The sequence below is a fragment of the Cochleicola gelatinilyticus genome (genome assembly GCF_001637325.1).
In the GTDB taxonomy this organism is placed as follows: Bacteria; Bacteroidota; Bacteroidia; order Flavobacteriales; family Flavobacteriaceae; genus Cochleicola; species Cochleicola gelatinilyticus.
Map to the genome: position 1 here is coordinate 337,590 of NZ_LRXL01000026.1, position 22,583 is coordinate 360,172.

At 36.4% G+C, this 22,583-nt stretch carries 22 protein-coding genes and 1 tRNA gene; 20 read left to right on the top strand and 3 right to left on the bottom strand.

Features of this window, described 5'->3' with window-relative positions:
- The first annotated feature begins 93 nt into the window (after window positions 1–93).
- A tRNA-Phe gene (locus tag ULVI_RS03505) sits at window positions 94–166 on the top strand.
- A gap of 77 nt (window positions 167–243) precedes the next feature.
- Here ULVI_RS03505 and ULVI_RS03510 read toward each other — a convergent pair.
- On the bottom strand, window positions 244–465 hold the full coding sequence (locus ULVI_RS03510; RefSeq protein WP_068591352.1) for a hypothetical protein: 222 nt from the start codon (window positions 463–465) through the stop codon (window positions 244–246).
- Window positions 466–623: 158 nt separating this feature from the next.
- Between ULVI_RS03510 and ULVI_RS03515 the strand changes: the two genes are divergently transcribed.
- The 17 genes from ULVI_RS03515 to ULVI_RS03595 all read left to right on the top strand — a co-directional run bounded on the left by ULVI_RS03515 (window position 624) and on the right by ULVI_RS03595 (window position 17,186).
- Window positions 624–914 (top strand): peptide methionine sulfoxide reductase, encoded by a 291-nt coding sequence (locus ULVI_RS03515; protein ID WP_241780950.1) that lies wholly within the window; start codon window positions 624–626, stop codon window positions 912–914.
- A 39-nt stretch (window positions 915–953) separates the two neighbouring features.
- Window positions 954–1,703, top strand: a complete 750-nt coding sequence (locus ULVI_RS03520; protein WP_068589821.1) for a DUF481 domain-containing protein — start codon at window positions 954–956, stop codon at window positions 1,701–1,703.
- A gap of 107 nt (window positions 1,704–1,810) precedes the next feature.
- Entirely contained in the window at window positions 1,811–2,149 is a 339-nt protein-coding gene (locus tag ULVI_RS03525) for an arsenosugar biosynthesis-associated peroxidase-like protein (RefSeq protein ID WP_068589822.1), read from the top strand.
- 67 nt (window positions 2,150–2,216) lie between these two features.
- Entirely contained in the window at window positions 2,217–3,284 is a 1,068-nt protein-coding gene (gene arsS, locus ULVI_RS03530) for an arsenosugar biosynthesis radical SAM (seleno)protein ArsS (RefSeq protein WP_068589825.1), read from the top strand.
- Between the two features lie 44 nt (window positions 3,285–3,328).
- Window positions 3,329–4,015 carry a TIGR04282 family arsenosugar biosynthesis glycosyltransferase gene (locus tag ULVI_RS03535; RefSeq protein WP_068589826.1) on the top strand — a complete coding sequence of 229 codons (687 nt, stop codon included), beginning with the start codon at window positions 3,329–3,331 and terminating at the stop codon, window positions 4,013–4,015.
- Window positions 4,016–4,149: 134 nt separating this feature from the next.
- Complete coding sequence (locus tag ULVI_RS03540; protein WP_068589827.1) at window positions 4,150–7,362, top strand: SusC/RagA family TonB-linked outer membrane protein; 3,213 nt, start codon at window positions 4,150–4,152, stop codon at window positions 7,360–7,362.
- Between the two features lie 11 nt (window positions 7,363–7,373).
- Complete coding sequence (locus ULVI_RS03545) at window positions 7,374–8,819, top strand: SusD/RagB family nutrient-binding outer membrane lipoprotein (protein WP_068589830.1); 1,446 nt, start codon at window positions 7,374–7,376, stop codon at window positions 8,817–8,819.
- Window positions 8,820–8,849: 30 nt separating this feature from the next.
- Window positions 8,850–10,184: an SLC5/6 family protein gene (locus tag ULVI_RS03550; protein WP_068589832.1), complete on the top strand. Its 1,335-nt coding sequence runs from the start codon at window positions 8,850–8,852 to the stop codon at window positions 10,182–10,184.
- Window positions 10,169–10,996 carry a metallophosphoesterase family protein gene (locus ULVI_RS03555; protein ID WP_068591355.1) on the top strand — a complete coding sequence of 276 codons (828 nt, stop codon included), beginning with the start codon at window positions 10,169–10,171 and terminating at the stop codon, window positions 10,994–10,996. The genes ULVI_RS03550 and ULVI_RS03555 overlap by 16 nt, the downstream gene beginning before the upstream one ends.
- Window positions 10,997–11,005: 9 nt before the next feature.
- A complete protein-coding gene (locus ULVI_RS03560) occupies window positions 11,006–11,512 on the top strand; it encodes a rhodanese-like domain-containing protein (RefSeq protein ID WP_068589834.1) in 507 nt (168 codons plus the stop codon).
- Window positions 11,513–11,552: 40 nt separating this feature from the next.
- Window positions 11,553–12,248 (top strand): TIGR04282 family arsenosugar biosynthesis glycosyltransferase, encoded by a 696-nt coding sequence (locus ULVI_RS03565; protein WP_068589836.1) that lies wholly within the window; start codon window positions 11,553–11,555, stop codon window positions 12,246–12,248.
- On the top strand, window positions 12,245–13,057 hold the full coding sequence (locus tag ULVI_RS03570) for a purine-nucleoside phosphorylase (protein WP_068589839.1): 813 nt from the start codon (window positions 12,245–12,247) through the stop codon (window positions 13,055–13,057). The genes ULVI_RS03565 and ULVI_RS03570 overlap by 4 nt, the downstream gene beginning before the upstream one ends.
- A gap of 6 nt (window positions 13,058–13,063) precedes the next feature.
- Entirely contained in the window at window positions 13,064–14,032 is a 969-nt protein-coding gene (arsM, locus tag ULVI_RS03575; RefSeq protein ID WP_068589841.1) for an arsenosugar biosynthesis arsenite methyltransferase ArsM, read from the top strand.
- Window positions 14,033–14,091: 59 nt separating this feature from the next.
- Window positions 14,092–14,976 carry a sterol desaturase family protein gene (locus ULVI_RS03580; RefSeq protein WP_068589843.1) on the top strand — a complete coding sequence of 295 codons (885 nt, stop codon included), beginning with the start codon at window positions 14,092–14,094 and terminating at the stop codon, window positions 14,974–14,976.
- 38 nt (window positions 14,977–15,014) lie between these two features.
- Window positions 15,015–15,818 carry a DUF547 domain-containing protein gene (locus ULVI_RS03585; protein ID WP_068589845.1) on the top strand — a complete coding sequence of 268 codons (804 nt, stop codon included), beginning with the start codon at window positions 15,015–15,017 and terminating at the stop codon, window positions 15,816–15,818.
- Between the two features lie 42 nt (window positions 15,819–15,860).
- Window positions 15,861–16,631 carry a TIGR04283 family arsenosugar biosynthesis glycosyltransferase gene (locus ULVI_RS03590; protein ID WP_068589846.1) on the top strand — a complete coding sequence of 257 codons (771 nt, stop codon included), beginning with the start codon at window positions 15,861–15,863 and terminating at the stop codon, window positions 16,629–16,631.
- A gap of 111 nt (window positions 16,632–16,742) precedes the next feature.
- Window positions 16,743–17,186, top strand: coding sequence for a hemerythrin domain-containing protein (locus tag ULVI_RS03595; RefSeq protein WP_068589848.1), 444 nt, complete (start codon window positions 16,743–16,745; stop codon window positions 17,184–17,186).
- An 11-nt stretch (window positions 17,187–17,197) separates the two neighbouring features.
- On the opposite strand, the gene ULVI_RS03600 is transcribed toward ULVI_RS03595, so the two are convergent.
- Together ULVI_RS03600 and ULVI_RS03605 are read right to left on the bottom strand one after the other, a co-directional pair.
- Window positions 17,198–18,250: a glycoside hydrolase family 113 gene (locus ULVI_RS03600; RefSeq protein ID WP_082830779.1), complete on the bottom strand. Its 1,053-nt coding sequence runs from the start codon at window positions 18,248–18,250 to the stop codon at window positions 17,198–17,200.
- Between the two features lie 156 nt (window positions 18,251–18,406).
- Window positions 18,407–19,123 carry a DUF547 domain-containing protein gene (locus ULVI_RS03605; protein WP_068589849.1) on the bottom strand — a complete coding sequence of 239 codons (717 nt, stop codon included), beginning with the start codon at window positions 19,121–19,123 and terminating at the stop codon, window positions 18,407–18,409.
- Window positions 19,124–19,267: 144 nt separating this feature from the next.
- Between ULVI_RS03605 and ULVI_RS03610 the strand changes: the two genes are divergently transcribed.
- Together ULVI_RS03610 and ULVI_RS03615 are read left to right on the top strand one after the other, a co-directional pair.
- The gene (locus tag ULVI_RS03610; protein WP_068589850.1) at window positions 19,268–20,572 is read left to right on the top strand and encodes an NAD(P)/FAD-dependent oxidoreductase; all 1,305 of its coding nucleotides are present in this window, start codon (window positions 19,268–19,270) and stop codon (window positions 20,570–20,572) included.
- A gap of 1 nt (window position 20,573) precedes the next feature.
- Window positions 20,574–22,472, top strand: a complete 1,899-nt coding sequence (locus ULVI_RS03615; RefSeq protein WP_068589851.1) for a 4Fe-4S dicluster domain-containing protein — start codon at window positions 20,574–20,576, stop codon at window positions 22,470–22,472.
- Window positions 22,473–22,583 lie beyond the last annotated feature (111 nt).

Genomic DNA, 22,583 nt, shown 5'->3' on the forward strand with positions numbered 1-22,583 from the left:
AATAGGTTTATATTTGCACCCTCTTACAATTACCATTGGTAGTTTATCTAAAACAAAATGGATTTTTAGGGTAAGAAAAAATATTGAAATACTGGTACCTTAGCTCAGTTGGTAGAGCAATGGACTGAAAATCCATGTGTCCCTGGTTCGATTCCTGGAGGTACCACAAAAACTCCCTTAACTTACGTTTTGGGAGTTTTTTGTTTTAAATATTTTTTTTTAATTCCGAAGTAACAGAAAAAGTTAAACTGTTAACCTTCCCTTTAATCGTTTTTCGATCTTTTGTTTTATTACAGTAAGCCGCTTCATAAGATCCATGATTGCTGCTTCTTTATTTTGTTTGTAAACTTCGTTTAATCCCAAAATAAGCTCTTTTGCTTTTCTTGATGCTTCAATACGCTCGCTGGTAGTTTTAAAGGTTGTTTTTTCTTGTTCGAAGCGTTCTGCTTTTTCAATAATATCCATATCCAAAGAATTTTTTAATCCGCCCAAAGTACAACCGTTTTAATGATACGCCTACGGGTTAAACAAAACTTTAACACCTACTTTTCCACATTGCGCTGTTAAATAGTAAAAAAACTCCTCGAACTACCTTAAATTACTTGTATAATTAAACTATCTGTATGAAAATGATGTTGCCCTATCTAAATAGTATTCCTGAAGGATTTTGTAAAGGATTTTATAATAAGACTCCCTACCGAATTACAAAACAAATCTTTAACAAAGGGAAATCTGGAAAAATTTTTGCCGAAGCCTCCGATGGTTCAGATTTTATTAGCTTGAACTATTACATCACTAAAAGAGGTTTTTTATTAAAACCCTGTGAAATGGCTTCAGAAAAGGTAGTTCATTTTCTTCGGAATATTACTCTTTGCAATGAAACATTATCTCGTGAAAATCATCTTCAGAAATAATAGATTTTTTAATTTTGCGACATTTCTGAAACCGCATAAATGTATAAAATTATTCTTCTTTTTTTAGTTTCCACCTTTGCATCACATGCCCAAATATTAAATGCAGAATCACTTAGAAAGGTTACAGATACTTCTGGTTTTTCAGGTGCAGCAAGTCTTGATGTAAACTTAAAGCGAAATACGAATACGTTTTTTAAGCTTTCTAACAACATTCATGTACAATATAAAATGAACAATCATCTCGTATTGTTTAAAAATGACATTGCGTTTCAGAAAATTGAAGGTGCTAATTTTGAAAACAGCGGAATTCAACACATACGATATAATTATAAAATAAAACCTCGCATTTCTTGGGAAGTATTTGCCCAAGCCCAATATAATAAAATATCGAAAATTGATTTTCGAGGTTTATTTGGAACAGGGCCTAGATTTAAAATTACAACTTCAGACACTTATAAGTTTTATTTAGGCACCCTAGCTATGTTAGAGCAAGAAGAGGTCAACGATGGAGTTACTCCACTTCAAAGAAATTTCCGTGGAAGTGCTTATTTTTCTTTTAGTATCTATCCCAATGAAAATATGAGTGTGGTAAGTACCACATACTATCAACCGCTTATTAAAAACTTTAATGATTACCGCATATCGAGTCAGACGAGTTTGCTAGTAGGTTTATTTAAAAATTTTGCGTTAAAAACGAGTTATACCTTTACGTACGACGCACTACCAGCTCTCGGAATTCCTACCTCCCAATACGATCTCACCACAGGCATTGCCTATACATTCGACTGATTTTCTAAAACTTTCGTAAGGCTAACGGCTAAAAACATACTACATTAGTATATTTACCAAAAATGAAAAACCATACGATACTAACTTTCGTACGTTTATAATATATTATGGCAAACAACAATTATTACGATCCATCCGACTTACGCAAATTCGGTAAGATCACAGAATGGAGCGAAGAATTAGGTACAAAATTCTTTGATTACTACGGAAAGGTTTTTGAAGAAGGTGCTTTAACTGCTCGAGAAAAAGCATTAATTGCTTTGGCTGTTGCTCACACAGAACAATGCCCTTACTGCATTGATGCTTACACTAAAGACACCTTGCAGCGTGGCGTTACAAAAGAACAAATGATGGAGGCAATTCACGTTGGTGCAGCTATTAAAAGTGGCGCCACGTTGGTACATGGAACTATGATGATGAATAAAGTAAATAAATTAGAAATGTAAACTTCGTAATTATAGAAGTAAATCATTATTCTAAAAAAAATAGCTTCCCGCATTCCGGGAAAAAAGTATGACAAAAGTTAAAACCCAATCCCTACATAAAAGAGAAGACGAATTAGCCAATGCCAATCGGCAGCTTGAAATACTTTCCAATGGAATTTTTCAAAGTGGCGAACTCCCTACTTTTGCAAAAAAAATTAAAGAAACAAACCAATTTCCTTTGCGACCCAAAAAGTTAGAGATTTTGCAAATTAACGTTGGGTACATGTGCAATCAAGTATGTGAACATTGTCATGTAGATGCAGGTCCAGATCGAAAAGAGATCATGACGGTCGAAACCATGAAACAATGCTTGGATGTTATAAAAAACACAGGAGCACACACCTTAGATCTTACTGGCGGAGCACCCGAAATGAACCCTAATTTCCGATGGTTTGTTGAGGAAGCTAGCAAAGCTGGTATTAAAGATTTTATAGTTCGAAGTAACTTAACTATCATTCGGGCGAATAAAAAATACTATGATTTACCCGATTTCTTTAAAAAACACAATGTACATGTGGTAAGTTCGATGCCGCACTGGACACGAGGAAAGACAGACAAACAAAGAGGAGAAGGTGTGTTCGATCAATCTATTAAGGCATTGCAGGAACTAAACGCAAGAGGATACGGAATGCCAAACAGTGAATTAAAACTCGATTTGGTTTACAATCCGAACGGCGCGTACCTACCTGGCGACCAAGCTGCCATGGAAAAAGATTTTAAAAAAGCATTGAAAGAAGATTTCGATATTCAGTTTCACAATCTTTTTGCCATTACGAATTTACCTATTGCACGATTTTTAGATTATTTAATTGCTTCGGAAAATTACGAAGATTACATGTACCAATTAGTCGAGGCATACAACCCTTCTGCAGTAGCTAATGTAATGTGTACCAACACAATATCAATTAGCTGGGATGGCTGGCTATACGATTGCGACTTTAACCAAATGTTAGGATTAAAGGTTGCTAGTAAAGTGCAGCATATAAAAGACTATAATGAAGCGATCTTAAATGATAGAAATATTCTAATTTCGCAACACTGTTATGGATGCACGGCAGGAGCTGGAAGTAGCTGTCAAGGAACTGTAGCAGAATAATGTATTAAAAATAGCAAAGTGTTTCTATTTTGAAACCATACAATATGACCCAACCAAAAACCGCTATATTGATTTTTGCCAATTCCGCAAAACGGGAAGGCTCTTTAAAATCTTTTCGGAAGTCGGTTGTGCTATTTCGTGAATTAAACAAAAATATACTTGAAAAAGTAATAAGCACTGGGCTTCCTTATTTTATAAGTTCAGAAAAAGAACAAATAGGAAACTCTTTTGCGCAGCGCTACACACATTCAGTTCAAGGAGTTTTCGATCAAGGATTCGACAATGTCATCACCATTGGAAACGACACCCCACATTTACAATCCTCTCAACTGCTTAAAACAGCAGATTTGCTTGCAACCAATAAGATGGTACTGGGGCCTTCTTGCGATGGCGGTTATTATTTACTAGGGATAAATAAATCTCATTTTAATCAAAATGAATTTTTAAATTTTTCGTGGCAAACAGATACTCTTGCAGCAGAGGTTTCTCAATTTCTCAAAGAAAGGCAACTCGATATAGTGCTTCTTAAGACACTTTCAGATATTGATTCTGCTTCAGATATATTCGCCGTTTTACAAGACAGTAAATTATTTTCAGAAAAGCTAATTAGTCTTTTAAAACACATTATTCTTCCGAAGAAAAAATTCCAAATTAAAAAGGAACTACTAATTTCTTCATTATTCAAGAATATCTTTCTCAACAAAGGCTCCCCGATATTAATGCGACAATAAATTTTTATTTCAGCATTTAATAATTTTAATAACGTATTAAATTTAGCCGTGCTGTTCTTGTCCAATTTTTATTGTTATTATTCGATTACTCAAAGTCATTTCTTATTTCACAATTAGTAACTTATCAAACTTTTATGAAAAAAACATTACTTCTCACCTTGTTGTTTTGCTCGGTTTTATCCTATGCACAAACAACGATCACTGGCGTTGTACAAAGCACGATCGACAATGAACCTGTTCCATATGTAGATGTGATCTGCTCTAATGGCGAAACCACATTTACTGAAGAAGATGGAACGTACAGCATTCAAGTTTCAGATCAATATGATGTCTTGAATTTTTCGTCTACTGGATTTAAATCGCAAAATATTACGGTGGGTGAACAAACCGTTATTAATGTAATACTCGATGTTTCTCAAACAACATTAGACCAAATTGTTGTAACGGCTTTGGGGTTAAAAAGAGAAACTAAAGAATTGGGGTATGCAATTCAGTCGCTAGAAGCTGAAGAGATTTCTGAAGTTAAGGCTGTTAACTTTCTCGATAATCTTTCTGGAAAACTAGCAGGAGTTACAATATCACAAGGAGCTACCGGCGTAGGATCTTCTTCTAAAATCACTATTCGTGGTGAAGCGTCTTTTTCAAACAACAACCCATTATTTGTGGTAGATGGGGTGCCAATTAACAATAGTACTGTATTTAATTTTACAAATGAAGCAGCCGCTGGATTTCAAGAAATTGATTTCGGGAACGGAGCTATGGAGGTAAATCCTGATGACATTGCTTCTGTCTCGGTTTTAAAGGGAGCTAGTGCGGCCGCGTTATATGGTACTCGTGCTTCTAATGGAGTAATTGTAATTGAAACGAAAGATGGGAAAAGAAGCAAAGGAATGGGAATTAGTATTAATTCTTCCATTTTTATGGACACCGCTTTTAAACTTCCGGAATTTCAAAACCAGTTCGGACAAGGAAATTCTGGTGAGTTTGCTTATGTTGATGGGCTCGGAGGAGGAACCAACGACAACATAACCTACTCATGGGGACCAAGATTAAATGACGGGCTATTAATTCCGCAATACGACAGTCCTGTAACGCTTCCCGATGGCAGTGTAGTTAGAGGAGGAGATACTTCGGTACATAATGGTCTTCCCATTACTCCGACCCCTTTCGTATCGCAACCAGACAACCTTAAAAACTTTTACGAGACGGGTATAACTACCATTAATAATGCATCGGTCTCAAGTGGTTTTGAAAAAGGAGATTACCGCCTTTCTTTTACAGACCTAAGAAGCGAATCGATTATTCCGGGAGTAAATTTAGACCGACAAACTGTTGCAACTAAATTAAACTTCGAACCTTCCGAGAAAACAAGATTTAAAGCTTCTGTGAGTTATATGAACTCTGGAAGTGACAACCGCCCTTCCAATGGGTATGGAAGTGAAAATGTGAATTATTCTCTTGTAGCTTGGGGACCACGCTCCTTAAATATTGAGAACCTTAAAGATTACTGGCAACCAGGTTTAGAAGGAATACAACAATATTCATTTAATTATACCTTCTTTGATAATCCTTATTTTATTTTATATGAAAACAGGAACTCTTTTAATAGAGATCGCGTCTTCGGAACTATTGGTATTACACAAAACTTGACCGAAGATTTATCCATCTCGGTAAATAGCGGAATGGATTTTTCGACCGAAACAAGACAACTTCGACGTGCATTTAGCTCTAATCGCTTTAAAAACGGAGCCTACGCTGAACACGATGTGTTGTACCGAGAAGTTAATACCAACTTTTTAATAAATTATAAAAAGGAGCTTAGCGATGTTACATTCGACATTTCATTAGGAGGTAATCGACTTGACCAAAAAGCATCGACCAAGCAATCGCAAACCGTTAATCTGGCACAACCAGGTATTTTCACCCTTAATAACGCAGCTTCCCCTATAGAAGTTTTTCAATTTAAATCTGAAAAACGTATCAATTCATTTTACGGACTTGCGAAATTTGGATATCAAGACTTTTTATTTTTAGATATCACTGGGCGTAACGACTGGTCAAGTGCTTTATCTACACCGCTATCGGTAGACAACACTTCTTTCTTCTATCCTTCAGCGTCGTTAAGTTTTGTTGTTTCTGAAGCCATTTTTCTTCCGGAAACAATTTCGTTCGCAAAAATAAGAGCCAGTATTGCACAAGTAGGAAACGATACAGATCCATATCAAACTTCAAATTCATTTAATTCGCAAACTTCCTATTTAGGACAACCAACTACCAGCAACCAAAATATAATTCCAAACAACGCACTGAAGCCAGAACAGGTAACCTCATACGAAGTAGGTGCCGATGTTCGTTTTCTTAATGATGCAATTCGACTGGATGTAACTTATTACAATGCTTTAACAGAAGATCAAATTGTCTCTCTTCCTATTGCAGTAGCTTCGGGCTACACTCAACAAGTTGTAAATGCAGGTAAGGTTCGCACGCAAGGTATCGAAGCAGTTTTAGGACTTACCCCAGTACGACAAAATGACTTTCGATGGAATTCTACTTTTAATTTTAGCACCAACAAATCTATTGTAGAAGAATTACCCCAAAATGACGGACGTCTAACATTAGGTTTTAGTCGTATTTACGACAGTGCCAACCAAACCGTTTGGTTTCAAGTTGAAGAAGGTGGCGAGATTGGTGATTTTTACGGTACAGGCTATTTACGAAACGAAAACGGAGATTTCCTTATCGATAAATTTGGTAACTATATTGCCAACAACGAACTTCAGAAATTAGGGAACTACAACCCCGATTTTATGGTGGGATGGAACAACCAATTTCAAATAAAGAACTGGAACGTCGGTTTTCTAATCGATTGGCGACAGGGTGGTGAAATTGTTTCTCGTACCCGAGCTCTAGGAAATGTAGGTGGGCAGTTAGCAGAGACCACCGTACGTCCAGACGAAGGCATTATTGCAGAAGGAGTAGTGAATATAGGAACTGCAGAGCAACCCAATTACACCCCAAACACCTTCCCTATTTCTGCCGAAAGTTACTATCGGCAATTTTACGACCGAAATCACGAAGAAAATAATATCTATGATGCTTCCTATGTAAAATTAAGACAGGCCTCTATTGGGTATTCTTTTAATACAGCCGACGGTTTTCTAGGTATCGAAGACGGGATGAAAATTAATCTATCACTTATCGGAAGAAACCTCTTTGCAATCACCGAAAATCCACATTTCGACCCCGAACAATTAGCCGTACAAGGTAATGGATTTGTGAGCGGTGTAGAGGATATGAGCTATGCAACGAGCAGAAGTTTAGGATTTAAATTAGGTATTGATTTTTAAGAAATAAAGACATGAAAAATATAGCATATATAAGCAGCATCATTCTTCTACTTTTCGGAAGCAGCTGCACGAAAGATTTTGAAACGATTAATACAAATCCTAATGCACCAAATAATGTACAACCTAGTTTATTATTAAGACAAGTTATTTACAATTTTGGAGAAGAAATGAGTTACGAAGGCTTCGTGGCAGGAGACCTATTATCTCAACATCGTACTGCAATCGATTTTAATTTATTTGACCGCCATGCGTTAAAATCGCCGCAATTAGGTGGAAATCCATGGCCTGTTTTTTACACCAATTTAAGAGACAATGAAATTATCATACAGCAATCACAAACTGTTGAAAATTTTACGGTTTATGAAGGACCAGCCTTAATTCTGAAAGCTTTCATGACGGCTGGCTTAACCGATCTTTTTGGTGACGTTCCTTATTCTGAAGCATTTAATGGTATTAATGGAACTGTAACACCCGTTTACGATAATCAAGAAGATATTTATCTTTTAGAGAATGGAATTTTAGACAATCTTGACAAAGGAATTGCCGCTATTGAAGCATACGATGATGTAATTCCTTTAGAAGGAGATATTCTCTTCAATGGAAATCTAGAAAGTTGGGTCACTTTTGCTAATTCAATTAAAATTAAACAATTGCTTCGTATTTCAGATAAGGTAGCAGTTTCCGAAGCACTACAAACTATTTTCGATTCTGGAAATTATTTTACTTCCAACGCACAAAATGCAACGTTCGATTTTACAAATACAGATCCGAATAGCTTCAGACTTGCACAATTAAGGGTTGGAGACTTCAATAATTTTGTGTTATCGAAAACCATGGATGACCTATTCGAAAACCTAAATGACCCACGTGATGCCACCTTTTTTCGCCCATTCGAAGATTCAACTACTGGAGATTTCAACGGGCTTATTAACGGTATTGATGCTTCATCAACCTCTATTGATTTGTCAGAATATTCGTTGGCTGGCACCATTTTTCGTGAAGATACATCGACATTAGACGCAAACTTTTTAACAGCATGGGAAACGTATTTCAATCTTGCAGAAGCAGCAGAGAGAGGACTAATCGCTGCAGATGCTCGAACATTATATGAGACTGGAGTTCAATTAGCTTTTGAGTACTGGAACACACCCCTTCCTGCAGCTTATTTATCTGGGCCGGCAGCTTACAATGCAACCGGCACTACCCCAATACAACAAATTGTAACACAAAAATGGATCGCCAACATTATTAATGGTTATGAAGGATGGGTAGAATATCGAAGAACTGGTTTTCCAGAATTTAATTCTGTAGCAGCAAGTCTTAACGGAGGGTTAATTCCTGTTCGTATGCCTTACCCAGCCGAAGAAGAAGCTTTAAACGCTGAAAATTATCAACAAGCAGCAGCCAATACAGATGGCAATAGCATCAACGTTCCAGTTTGGTGGGACGAAAACTAATATCTGTTTTAATTGTATAGGTAACATACTATGAGCATTTATATTTGGCAATGGGGTCTAATCACAGTATCAAGTTTGGTATTGTTTTTTCTTTCTCCATTGGCAAAAACCACAGATCAGTTCTTTAAAGCGACACATCTTAAAAAAAGTCCGAATGTTTTTATGCTTACAGGAAGTCTTATTATTTCCTGGATTTTCGCAAAAAGCATTACCAACGCAGCAAACCTAGGTCTTGATTTTGGTATAGTGGGTGGCGTTGCCTATGCGGGATATTATCTCTCTTTTGCTGTAGCGGGAGTTCTTATTTATAACATGCGAACCAAAGGTGGTTTTAAAAGTATTCATGAATTTCTTACCTCTCGTTTTGGAAGAGGTGCTATGGCATTGTTCTCTATCTTAATTGCCATTCGATTGTTTAATGAAGTATGGAGCAATACAATGGTTATTGGAACCTACTTTGGAGATCAAGGAAGTACGCCCTATTATATAGCAATCCTACTATTTACAGGCCTCACCCTCGCTTACGCAGTAAAAGGAGGGCTAAGCAGTTCTATTTTTACAGATGTCATTCAAATGGGATTGTTTGCTGTATTACTATCGGTCATACTTTTCGTTATATTTTCTTCGGAAAAATTTACAGTTACAGAAGCAGCTACCTCTGGAGTTTGGAGTTTCGAGCTCGGTTTAAATTTATTATTTGCTGCTATTATACAATCTTTTAGCTATCCCTTTCACGATCCTGTACTTACCGATAGAGCTTTTCTAAGTTCTCCGAAAGTGACAAGAACAAGTTTTCTTTGGGCTAGTGTACTAGGTGCAATTTGCATTGTATTATTTAGTTTAGTGGGTGTATATGCGCAATCGCAGGGAATGAAAGGACAAGCTGCCGTTGAAGTAGGAAAAGCTTTTGGAGTGGTTATTCTTTTGGTTATTAATTTTATCATGATTACCTCAGCTGCTTCCACCTTAGATTCGACGTTCTCGTCATTTTCAAAACTAACTGCCGTCGACCTTAAAATGGGAATCGATCTTACTTTTGGACGAGCCGCCATGGTAGCTATTGCTATGTTAGGGACCATTCCCGTTTTTTTGAATGCCGAAATTTTATCTGCTACTACCATTTCAGGAACGATGGTTATAGGGTTAACTCCTGTGTTTTTATTCTGGAACATAAAAGCACCAAAACTTAGCTTTTATGCGAGTGTAATCTGTGGATTGGTTTTCGGATTTTTACTCGTGCTTGATCTCTTTCCGAAGCAATTAATTTTTACAAGTGGAAAATATGCAGACTTACTATGGATCAATGCTTGGGGAATTACAACATGCATCATTTTATATTTTATACCGGTATGGATAAAACGATAAAAAATATTGGAACCTTAAAGGGAAAAGTGCTACTGTTCGGTGGGGTATATAGTAATTTGCAAGCACTCGAACAATTAAAACACATGGCAGAACAACATGGGATTCCTCCCGAGAATTGTATTTGCACTGGAGATATTGTAGGCTATTGTGCGCAGCCTGAAGAAACTGTACAATTGTTTAAATTATGGGGAGCACAAAGTATTGCTGGAAATGTAGAGCTTCAGTTACAAGAGGGAGCCGAAGATTGTGGGTGTGATTTTAAAAAAGGGTCGCGTTGTGATACTTTTTCGCAACAATGGTATCCGTTTGCTCAAAGCAAATTATCGCAAGATTCGCTTAATTTCATGAAAACATTACCAGATCATATTCAATTTAGGTATGCAGGGAAGAAAGCAACTGTAGTTCATGGATCTTCAGAAAACATATCTGAATTTATCTTTAAGTCGACACCTTGGGAAGTAAAAGCGCCCAATTTTATAGCTATGAAAAGTGACGTAATTATAGCGGGGCACTGTGGTTTGCCTTTTCACGATCAACATGAAGATCTACTCTGGCTGAATCCTGGGGTTATTGGAATGCCCGCTAACGATGGTACACCCCAAGTCTGGTGTGCCATAATGGAGGAAACTAAAAACGGATTGATCTTTGAGCATATATCGTTCGATTATCACTATCAGTTAACCAGCAAATTAATGCAAAACGGATTGTTACCCGAAGAATATGCCCGTACGATTATAACGGGAATTTGGGACAACACAGAGATTTTGCCTCCGGTAGAAAGTGGTCTGCAAGGCTTCGGAATTACCGTATAACAGATATAAATGCGAAAATTACTTATCATACTATTCATTTTTGTTTCGACAGCCACAATGGCTCAAAAATCGATAGATACATTATTAAAACAATACAATACGCGAAGTATTCCGTATATTTCAGTCGAAGAATTACGTATGCTTCAAATGAACGAAGCAGTGGTTATTTTAGATTCCCGAGAAGAAGAAGAATTTAAAATAAGTCATATTGAGTCTTCAAGTTTTATTGGATATACTAATTTTTCTTCGGAAGAAGTTTCAGAAAAAATAACTAATAAACACGCTCCAATTATTGTGTATTGTTCCCTCGGAATTCGTTCCGAAAAAATAGGTGAGAAGTTACAAAAAGCCGGATTCACAAATGTTCATAATTTATATGGAGGTATCTTTGAATGGAAAAATAAAAACTATCCTGTAATAGATTCTACAGGAACTGAAACTCAAAAAATACATGCGTTTTCTAAAGCTTGGAGCAAATGGTTAACAGAAGGAGAAAAAGTGTACAATGAAGAATGAGTTATTTTAAAGAAAATTATAAAAGCAAAAAACATATAGAATGGCAATTCTAGGCACAAAAAATCATGATAATAAAGAAGATGCAAAAGATGTATTTCATTTTCCTACGTCAAAAAATGCATTGATTATATTTACCAGAAATCCAGAATTAGGAAAATGTAAAACGAGGCTTGCAGCAACTGTAGGAGATGAAAGTGCCTTAAAAATTTACGAATTTCTAATTCAGCATACTGTTTCGATCACTAAACTAGCCAATGCAGACAAATTTGTTTTCTATTCTGAAAATGTGCAGAATAATGATCAATGGGAAAATATGATTTACAGCAAAACAGAGCAGGTTGGAGAAGATCTTGGAGCACGAATGTATCATGCATTTGCCGATGTTTTTAGAAGAGGATACGAAAATGCAATTGTTATTGGCAGCGATATGTACGATTTAAGCACTCAAGATTTAAACGAAGCGTTTTCTGCCTTAGAAAATAATGAGTTTGTAATTGGTCCTGCCGAAGACGGCGGGTATTATCTTTTAGGGATGAAACATCTAACCGCTTCGGTTTTTAGAAACAAAACTTGGGGAACCAATACTGTCCTTGAAGAAACACTTAAAGACCTTAAAGACCATTCTGTATGCAAATTGTCCATCCGTAATGACGTAGATTATTACGAAGACATAAAAGATATTGATGTATTTAAACAATTTTTAAGTGTACCAACCAACCCTAAAAAAGATTCATGAAAAAATTTATTAAACAATCGGTAGAATTTTTAAAAGAACGTGGTTTTGAAGCTCCTGAAATAGGAATTATTCTTGGCACCGGATTAGGACAAATTATAGAAAATGTAGAAGTAATCGCCGAAGTTAGTTACAACCATATCCCTAACTTTCCAACAGCGACCGTAGAATTTCACAAAGGAAAACTTATCTACGGAATCTTAGGTGGAAAAAAAGTGATTCTTATGCAGGGTCGTTTTCACTTGTATGAAGGGTACACCTTGTTAGATGTTACGTTTCCAGTTAGAGTAATGTATCAATTAGGTATTAAAAAATTATTGGTAAGTAACGCATCTGGCGCGATTAATCTCAACTATAAAAAAGGAGAAATCATGCTTATCGATGATCATATTAATTTACAGGGAGGATCGCCATTGGCTTTCCGAGGAGTAGAGAAAATGGGAGAACGTTTTGTAGATATGAGTGCTCCATACGATTCTAAAATGAATGAAACAATAGAGTCGATAGCTAAAAAAAATAATATTACGCTTCACAAAGGTGTCTATGCAAGCGTTGTAGGACCGCAGCTGGAAACTCGCGCAGAATACCGCTATTTAAAAATTATTGGAGCTGATGCAGTTGGAATGAGCACCGTACCAGAAATCATTGTGGCAAATCATTTAGGACTGCCCGTTTCTGCAGTTTCTGTTTTAACAGACGAGTGTGATCCCGATAATTTAAAACCAGTAGACATTCCCGACATTATTGCAGCAGCGGGAAAAGCAGAACCAAATATGATTACGCTATTCACAGAATTAATAAAATCACTTTAAAACTTTATGAGTTACCTAGACACTACACACGACGTATACAAAGAAGCCGCGCTTACCCCAGATGTAGGGTTGTGCTGTACAACAAACCCTATTTGGGAACTCCCTGGATTAAAAATCCCAAAGATCATGCAGGAAATGAATTACGGTTGCGGAAGTACCGTACATGCCCGTGATCTTTCTAACAATCCTAAAATGCTATATGTAGGTGTTGGTGGTGGAATGGAATTACTTCAGTTTTCCTACTTTAATCGTCAAAAAAATGGTGTTGTAGGTATCGATGTAGTAGACGAAATGCTAGAAGCTTCCCGTAAAAATTTTAAAGTTGCGGAAAAAGAAAATGACTGGTTTAAAAGTGAATTTGTCGACCTTAAAAAAGGTGACGCTTTAAATCTTCCAGTAGACGATAACTCTATAGATGTAGCTGCACAGAACTGCCTCTTCAACATTTTTAAGGCAGAAGATCTAAAAAAAGCGATCGAAGAAATGTATCGGGTTTTAAAACCTCATGGTAAATTGGTCATGAGCGATCCTACCTGTGAACAACAAATGAACGAAACCCTTAGAAGCGATGAGCGCCTGCGAGCCCTTTGTTTAAGTGGCAGCCTTCCAATTTCAGAATATGTAAAAGCATTAACAGATGTAGGCTTTGGAACTATCGAAATACGTGCTCGTAAACCATACCGAATTTTAGACCCAAAAAACTATCCTACCGACGAACTCATCTACATCGAATCTATAGAAGTAGCTGCCATTAAAGATCCGATGCCAGAAGATGGTCCTTGTATTTTTACTGGGAAAGCTGCTATTTATTATGGAGATCAAGATTATTTCGATGATGATAAAGGTCATATTTTACTTAAAAATCAACCGCTTGCTATATGCGATAAAACAGCAAGCGCCTTAAAAAATCTTGGCAGAGAAGATATTTATTTTAGTGAGTCTACCTTTCATTACGATGGTGGTGGATGTTGCTAGTCTTTTAAGAAACCTGTAATTTCACAACCTGCTTTCCGACTACGAAAGCAGGTTTTTTTATGGAAAAATATAGCAACATATTCAAAGATTCGTATTCAGGATATTTCAACTATCTGCTCAAAGAAATTACTAGTTTTCATTGGGAGAATTATTTCTACGGATTGATCATTGTTTCTTTGGTGGTCTGGGGCTTAGAACTGGCTTTTCCTTGGCGAAAGAATCAGAAAATATTTCGTAAAGATTTTTGGCTCGATACATTCTATATGTTCTTTAATTTTTTTCTTCTGAATCTTATTGTACTTATTTTTCTTTCCAACACGGCTGAAGCTTTATTAAATGACATTTTAGGTCTCGCAGGAATCGAGTTATCCAATTTTCAACTACTTGAGCTAAATGCCTTGCCTTTTGGCCTCGGACTTTTAATTTTTTTCCTCATATCAGATTTTGTACAGTGGAATACACACCGACTTTTACATAGGGTTCCGTTTCTTTGGAATTTTCATAAACTACATCATTCTGTAAAAGAGATGGGATTTGCTGCACATTTACGATACCATTGGATGGAACCTATTGTGTACAAATCCATTTTATATATTCCCTTAGCCATTATTGGAGGCTTCGAAATAGAGGCGGTAGCTATTGTTCATTTCTTCGCTCTTACAGTAGGACATTTAAATCACGCAAACCTTGGATGGGATTATGGAGTTTTAAAATACATTTTTAATAATCCGAAAATGCATATCTGGCATCACGCTAAAGTTTTGCCAAAACACACTAAATACGGTGTTAATTACGGTCTCACTTTAAGTGTTTGGGATTATCTTTTCAAAACCAACCATATTCCCCACGATGGGCGTGATATAGAGTTGGGATTCGAAGGAGACGATGCTTTTCCGAAAGGATTTGTGCAACAGGGAGTATATCCTGTTAAAACCAAAAAGTAAGTTTCTGCGTATTTTTTAAACCATCTAACATTATTTTTATGAAATTTCTATTACAATTTTCTGTACTCGCAACGTTCTTTATATCATTACAAAGTTGCAATTTAACAAGTGCAGCAGGAATTACCAGCAACGGACAACCTACCAAACAAGTAGAAGGGGAATTAACTTCCACAACAGCAAATTCTGAAGTAAATGTAGACCACTCCGCATGGGACAAATTGCTTAAAAAGCACGTGGATAAAAACGGACTAGTTGATTACAAAGGATTTCAAAAAGACCGTGCCGAACTAAACGCATACATGACTAATTTATCGTCGTATGACCCCACCAATGACTGGAGTGTACAGGAGTTATTAGCATATTATATAAATCTTTATAATGTATATACCGTAGATTTAATTCTAGACAATTACCCAACAAAAAGTATTCAAGATATTAAAGGTGCATTTACAAAAGGGTTTATTCCCGTTGGAAATAGAGAGCTTTCCCTAGGAGGTATTGAAAATGGAATTCTTCGGAAAATGGACGAACCACGAATACACTTTGCCATTAACTGTGCGTCTATCTCGTGTCCAAAATTATTAAATGAAGCGTATACGGCCGGAAAGATCAATGAGCAGTTAGAACGTGTAACTAACGAATTTATTAATAGTGATAAAAACGAGATTACTCCAAATTCTCCAAAACTTTCAAAAATTTTCGACTTTTACACCAAAGATTTTAAAGTAGCCGGTAAAGAAAATCTAGCTGGATATATTAATCAATATAGCGATATTGAGATCAATACCAGAGCACCCATCGTTTTTAAAGAATACGATTGGAACTTAAACGAACAAAAATAAAACCTGTAACACTCTTTTATATTTTTGTATGTTTACGCCTGTATGATTAGTATCATCATTCCCGTATTAAATGAAGCAGTAACGATCGAGTCGTTACTGCTTCATTTGTGTAAAAATGCTTCCGAAACACAAATCGCTGATATTTTGGTGATCGATGGTGGAAGTACCGATGATACGCGTACAATTGTGCAGCGTTTTTCAAGAAATTCCACATTTCCTATTCAACTTATTGCTTCAGAAAAGGGAAGAGCAAAACAAATGAACACAGGAGCACAGCATGCTACTGGAACTATTCTTTACTTTCTTCACGCAGATTCCTTTCCTCCCAAAGGATATGATAGTTTGATTTCCGAAGCAGTGCAAAAAGGGAATCCAGCGGGATGTTTTAAAATGAAGTTCGACAGCGATCATTGGTGGCTTCGTTTGGCTAGTTGGCTCACTAAATTTAATTGGAGAGCCTGTCGAGGTGGCGATCAAAGTCAGTTTATTACCCGAGCACTTTTCGATGAAATTGGAGGTTTCGATGAAACATTTGTAATTTATGAGGATAATATTCTCATCAACGAACTTTACTCGCGAAATAAATTTATCGTTATACAAGAATGGATCACGTCCTCCGCTCGTTTGTACAGAGAAAAAGGAATTTGGAATTTACAGTATCATTTTTGGGCGATTTATGTCAAGAGATGGTTGGGGGCCGATGCAGAAGAACTTTACGCCTATTACGTTAAGCATATTAAATTGCATCGTAAGACTTCAGCTACTCTTTCAGAAAAGGGCGTGCAACCCAAAGAAGTTTTTTCAGATAAATAAATTAGCATTCTCCTTTTTTTCTTCTGAAAATTAATTCCACAATTTTAATACTTTGTAAACATTAAAACTGAAGGATTCATTGTATTTTCAGAATTCACAAAAACCAACCCTATGAAAACTATATTTGAAGCCATTAGAGAAGACCACGATATTCAGAGAGATTTATGCAAACGTGTCCTTGATACTAGTGGAAAATCGAAAGATAGAAAACAATTGTTCGAAGCGTTAAAGAGCGAATTAATTCATCATGAAGATGCAGAGGAACGTCATTTCTACTCTCCCCTTATCCATAACGATATGATGCAAGAACACGCTCGACATGGAATTGCCGAACATCACGAAATCGACGAACTCATTGAAAAGGTAGAAGAAGCCGAAATGGATTCTCCCGCTTGGTTAACGTACGCAAAACAACTTTGTGATAAGGTACACCACCATTTAGAAGATGAGGAAAAATCTTTTTTTCAATTAGCAGGAAAAGTTTTTACCGAAAAACAAAAGACCGATCTTTCTAAAGCATATCAAGAATCAATGAAAGAAAGAAGAACCAAATAAATTATAGAAAATTACTCCCTGTGGTTCTTATAATGGTTTCTTATTAAATTTTCCACAGGTTTGTTTTGTGGCGTAAACTGATTATTTTTTGGCCCGCCAGATTTCGAGTGATCTATAAACCATTTCCATATAAATCCGCCTGCGAACCAATCCTCAGACCAAAATTCTTCAAACAACCCTTGAGTGGTATTGTTTTGTGCTACCATATTGGCAACTTGTTCGTGTCGGTCACTTTTCCATGGCTCTTTTCCACTAAAATCAACACTTCGGTATCCAAACTCGGTAAATAATATTTTTCGGTTCTCTTGACGTGCTATATTTTCTAGTTCCTGCTTCCACGGCGCCCAACCCTTTCGAACCGATTCTACAGTTGGTGTTTTATTTTCAGAAACTGGGAAGTAAGCATCTACGCCAATATAATCTAATTCTTTCCAAAAAGGAACTCGTTTATATTCATCCCAATTAGCAGCATAGGTAAGTTTTCCTGAGTACACAGTTTTAATTTCTGAAATGAGTTGAGACCAATACTCTGGTCGTTGCGAAACAAATTGCTCTAATTCGGTCCCAATGCAAAATATTTCAACTCCTAATTCTGAAGCTGCTTCGGCATATTCGAGTATAAAACTTCGGTATGATGCTTCTAACGTGGTCCAATTTTTTTCTGAAGTCATTTTTAAAAACCCCGTATATTCTCCATGCCACAACCACAATTGGGGTTTTATCATGACTCGAATGTTATTTTTATGAAGCATTTCTACATATTGCTTTACCCCAGATCGTGTTTCACCAAACCATTGTCGATCGTTGTTATGAAGAATTTCTGGCGTTTCAATATTGCGTATAAATCCAAATGGCATAACGGCAGCATAATTGGCATGCAATTGTATCAAAGGATCTATATGCTCTTGTATTACCGTGTTTCTAGATGCAACAAAACTCACTCCATTTATCTTTGATGTTGGATTATTAAGTTGTACGGCTTCAGAAGGGGACGTCTGTTTTTGCGCACATCCAGAAAAGACAGTCGCTAAAATTACTACGAGAAAGAAACATCGATGGTTCATAAAAAATTGAATTCTCTTCAGAACGAAAAATACAATTTAAATGGATACTATGGGCATCCCTTCAAAAATGAATCTCGTAAAGTATTCTAAAATGTTTCCCATGACCTGCCAATTTAGAGCGAGTTACGACAAGCGGAAACAATTTAAATGAAGGATCTAATAAGAATTTAATCGCCAATCGTAAGAATAATATTCAATAATACAATCTGAAGAAATTTTTTCCTTTCTATAAAGATTTAAAAAATCAATTTCATTCATTCTGTTCTTTACAAAATCTTCTTTATACCATGAGAATATTTCGGAAATAGCAATTTTTGCTTCAAAGACTTTTATAAAAGAAGAATCGTTTAACGCCTTTACTGTTTGTCTTTGCAATTGTTTTTCAAGTGTTGCTGGTTTATACGCTTCGGCAATTAATGGCGGGCAGCCTTTTGCCCCGCACACGAGTACAAAATGGAATCGAGGTTCGTCGAATTGGGCGCGTAATTTTTTATTTTCAATATCGTTTAAAGTAATATCTACACCACCTAAAGAATAGGTCGTGGCATCAAAAAACCCATCAATGTCTAAAGGGGATTCGATTGGATAATTGGCTATAACTCCTTGAATTACTGAAAGATTGTACGCATTGATCCAAAACGATTGGTATTCGGCTGCACGCGAAGAAGCCACCGTGATTTTTGAAGCTTTTTCTAAAAGAGAAGATAAAGAAGCCTCGTTTTGTTTAATCTCTTTATAATTTACTTTTCCGTTTTTCACATAAGTCTTAAAAAACGTATCAGCATCGCGAAAGAATTCTGTGGTGGTTTGAGAAAATCCATTTGTAAGAATACTGGTAAAAATAATGAGGAATAAAACAATTGCTTTTTTCATGTTTTGTTATAGCTAGGTAGTTTCAGTCGGTATACCTCACAAAGAACTTACATCCTTTCAAAAAAGATTTCAGAAAAAAAAACATATTACCGAATTGTAAATATGTATTTTTAAATACGACAGAATAGTCATTACTTCTACAACATGGAACACATTGTTATTATCGGAAATGGCATCGCCGGCATTACTGCGGCAAGACACATTCGAAAACTTTCCGACAAAAAAATTACTATTATTTCTGCTGAAACAGAATATTTCTTTTCACGTACGGCACTTATGTATGTATATATGGGTCATATGAAATGGAATCATTTAGAACCTTACGAATCTTGGTTTTGGGAGAAAAATCGGTTGGATCTAAAAAAAGGTTTTGTAGAAAAAATCGATACCGAAACTAAAACATTATTTTTTAAAGAAGGAGATACACTTCGATATGACAAACTAGTTCTTGCGACCGGTTCGACCACAAATACGTTTGGCTGGGAAGGATTAGATCTTAAAGGTGTTTTGGGCCTTGTATCGAAACAAGACCTTGAATCTTTAGAACAATATGCGCCGAACAATTTAGAATGTCCTAGAGCAGTAATTGTTGGCGGTGGTTTAATTGGAGTAGAATTAGCTGAAATGTTACGTACCCGTAATATAGAGGTTACATTTTTGGTTCGTGAAAAAGGATTTTGGACTGGGGTATTACCAAATCCAGAAGCTGAAATGATCTCCAGACATATTCAATCCCATGGTGTTGACCTGAGACATGAAACAAATCTTGACAAAATTTTAGGCGATGCCGACGGGAATGTACGAGCAGTAGTAACCAAAGAAGGAGAAGAAATTCCTTGCTCTATTGTAGGGATAACCACTGGAGTAAAACCAAATATTGCTTTTTTACAAGATTCAAAGATAGAAACCGATAAAGGGGTTTTAGTAAATAGGAACCTTGAAACTAATATTCCTGGCATTTTTGCCATTGGTGATTGTGCTCAACAACGGGAACCCATTGGGTATCGTCCAGCAGTGGAAGCAGTTTGGTATACCGGTAGAATGATGGGCGAGGTACTTGCGCAAACCCTGTGTGGAAACAATATGGAATACAATCCAGGTCATTGGTTCAACAGTGCTAAATTTTTCGACATCGAATACCAGACGTATGGATGGGTTCATTCTAAACGAAAATTAAAAGATCACGAAGCACAGTTCCATTGGAAATGTGAAAGTGACCAACGTTGCGTCACCATATCGTTTCATAAAGACACGAATGTCTTTTTAGGTATTAACACCTTCGGAATTAGAATGCGCCATGAAGTAATAGATCGATGGCTCACAGAGAAACGATCTATCGACTATGTAATTGAACATCTCAAAGAGGCTAATTTCGATCCCGAATTTTATAAAAAATACGAGCCAGAAATCTGTTCGGCATATACTAATCAACAAACAATTACCGCATAATATGAGCACAATTCAACGGGATATGTCGCTTACGGGCGATCCTAAATCGATCAATACCCAACAAAAAATTGCTAGTGCACTAGGATTAACCGGCTTTGCTATTTTAATGGCGGCACTTTTTAATGTTAATTTTCCTAACAAAACGCTGTGGCTAACAATTTCATTAGTTGCAATGGGCACTGGAATTGTTTGGTTTGCAAGAGCTGCCTATGTACATAAACATGCAGGGATTAAAAACGACGGAGTTTATTTTAAGTCTATTTCTTCCCGTGGGTTGTGGGCGTACCTTATTGGAATTGCCCTTACATTATTCTATGTGGCTCTTTACTGGTTTCCCCAATATTTAGGTGTTGTAAAAGATGGTGATAATACTGGTGTAGTTGCTTTGTTTGACCCATTAAGTAAATTTTTAAGTGGAAACCCTGCCAGTCAATGGTTTTTATATGGAACTTTATATACGCTTGCCATTCTATCTTTTGGTATAAAATTCATCTATAAATACAGACACAATAAATACGAAATAATACGAACTATTTCGGTTATGTTCTTTCAGTTAAGTTTAGCCTTTATTATCCCTGAAATTTTAGTGCGGTTAAATCAGCCGTATTACGATTTTAAAAATATCTGGCCGCTTAATTACGAGTTATTCGCCGGGTATAAGATCGATGAGTTTTTAAGTGCAGGAGATGTAGGGCTTATTATGTTGATCTTCGGAATACTTTCCATTTTTGTGATCACTCCAATATTAACCTACAAATATGGGAAACGATGGTATTGCAGTTGGGTTTGTGGTTGCGGAGGCCTTGCTGAAACAGCGGGAGATCCTTTTCGGCATTTAAGTGATAAAAGTCAGGCTGCATGGAAAATAGAACGATGGGTCGTTCATAGTGTTGTGGTATTTGTAACTGTTATGACTACTGCTGTCGTCTTTTCCTACCTAAAAGGAAACGAATCGCAGCAAATCTCAGAATGGAGTCAGCTCGAGAATAAAGTTATATTTATGAGTGATGCAGAAGGAAAGCCTATTGGAGAACGTATTTTAGCAGCTCAAAAAGCAGGTGCGAAAGGGGTCGTTTTTATAAATGAAGACCCTACAAAACAGCCTCCAAATATTGAGGCAACAGAAGGAATTACAATAGATTATGCCATAGTTTCAGAATCGGAAAATGCACAAGCATTAAAAAATATCGAAAACGGAAAAGGTGCCGTACTCTTAAATGATTATCCCAACGGCCCGAACTTTTCCATAGCTGAAAAACAGGAAACGGTATTTTATGATAATTTATGGCTATCAAAAGATGTCTTTATCTGGTTTGTTATTATTTTACTCACACTAGTCTTTGGATGGGTAATGCTTTTTAAAAGAAAAGAATTAGCGAAAGATGCTACGTATGGTGCTATTGGATATTTTGTGGTTGTTATATCTATTTTATTGTTTACCTATTTTAGCAGTCCGGGAAAACTATTTTTCTTCGATGCGTATCAATTACGCAAAACGTACGGCTTTGTCATTGGAGCCATGTTTAGCGGAGTAATCGGAGTTGGATTTTACCCTATTTTTGGAAGCAGAGTTTGGTGCCGATTTGGATGCCCAATGGCGGCGATCTTAGGCTTTCAACAACGTTTGTTCTCAAAATTTAGAATAACCACCAATGGCGGACAGTGTATTTCCTGCGGAAATTGTTCAACCTATTGCGAAATGGGTATTGATGTACGTGCCTATGCTCAAAAAGGAGAAAATATTGTGCGCAGTTCTTGTGTAGGTTGTGGAATTTGTTCTGCTGTTTGTCCACGAGGTGTTTTAAAGCTTGAAAACGATGGCATGAACGGGCGCATAGATAGCAACGAAATTTTATTAGGAAACGATGTTAATTTAATGGACTTAGTAAATAGAAAATAATCATTTTATAGCGCCATATTAAAATGAATTAGGTGCCAAATTCAAAAAAAAGTTGACTCGTTTTTTTGTGTTAGGTACAATTCTTTTAATCGTCTAATTATTTAATACATT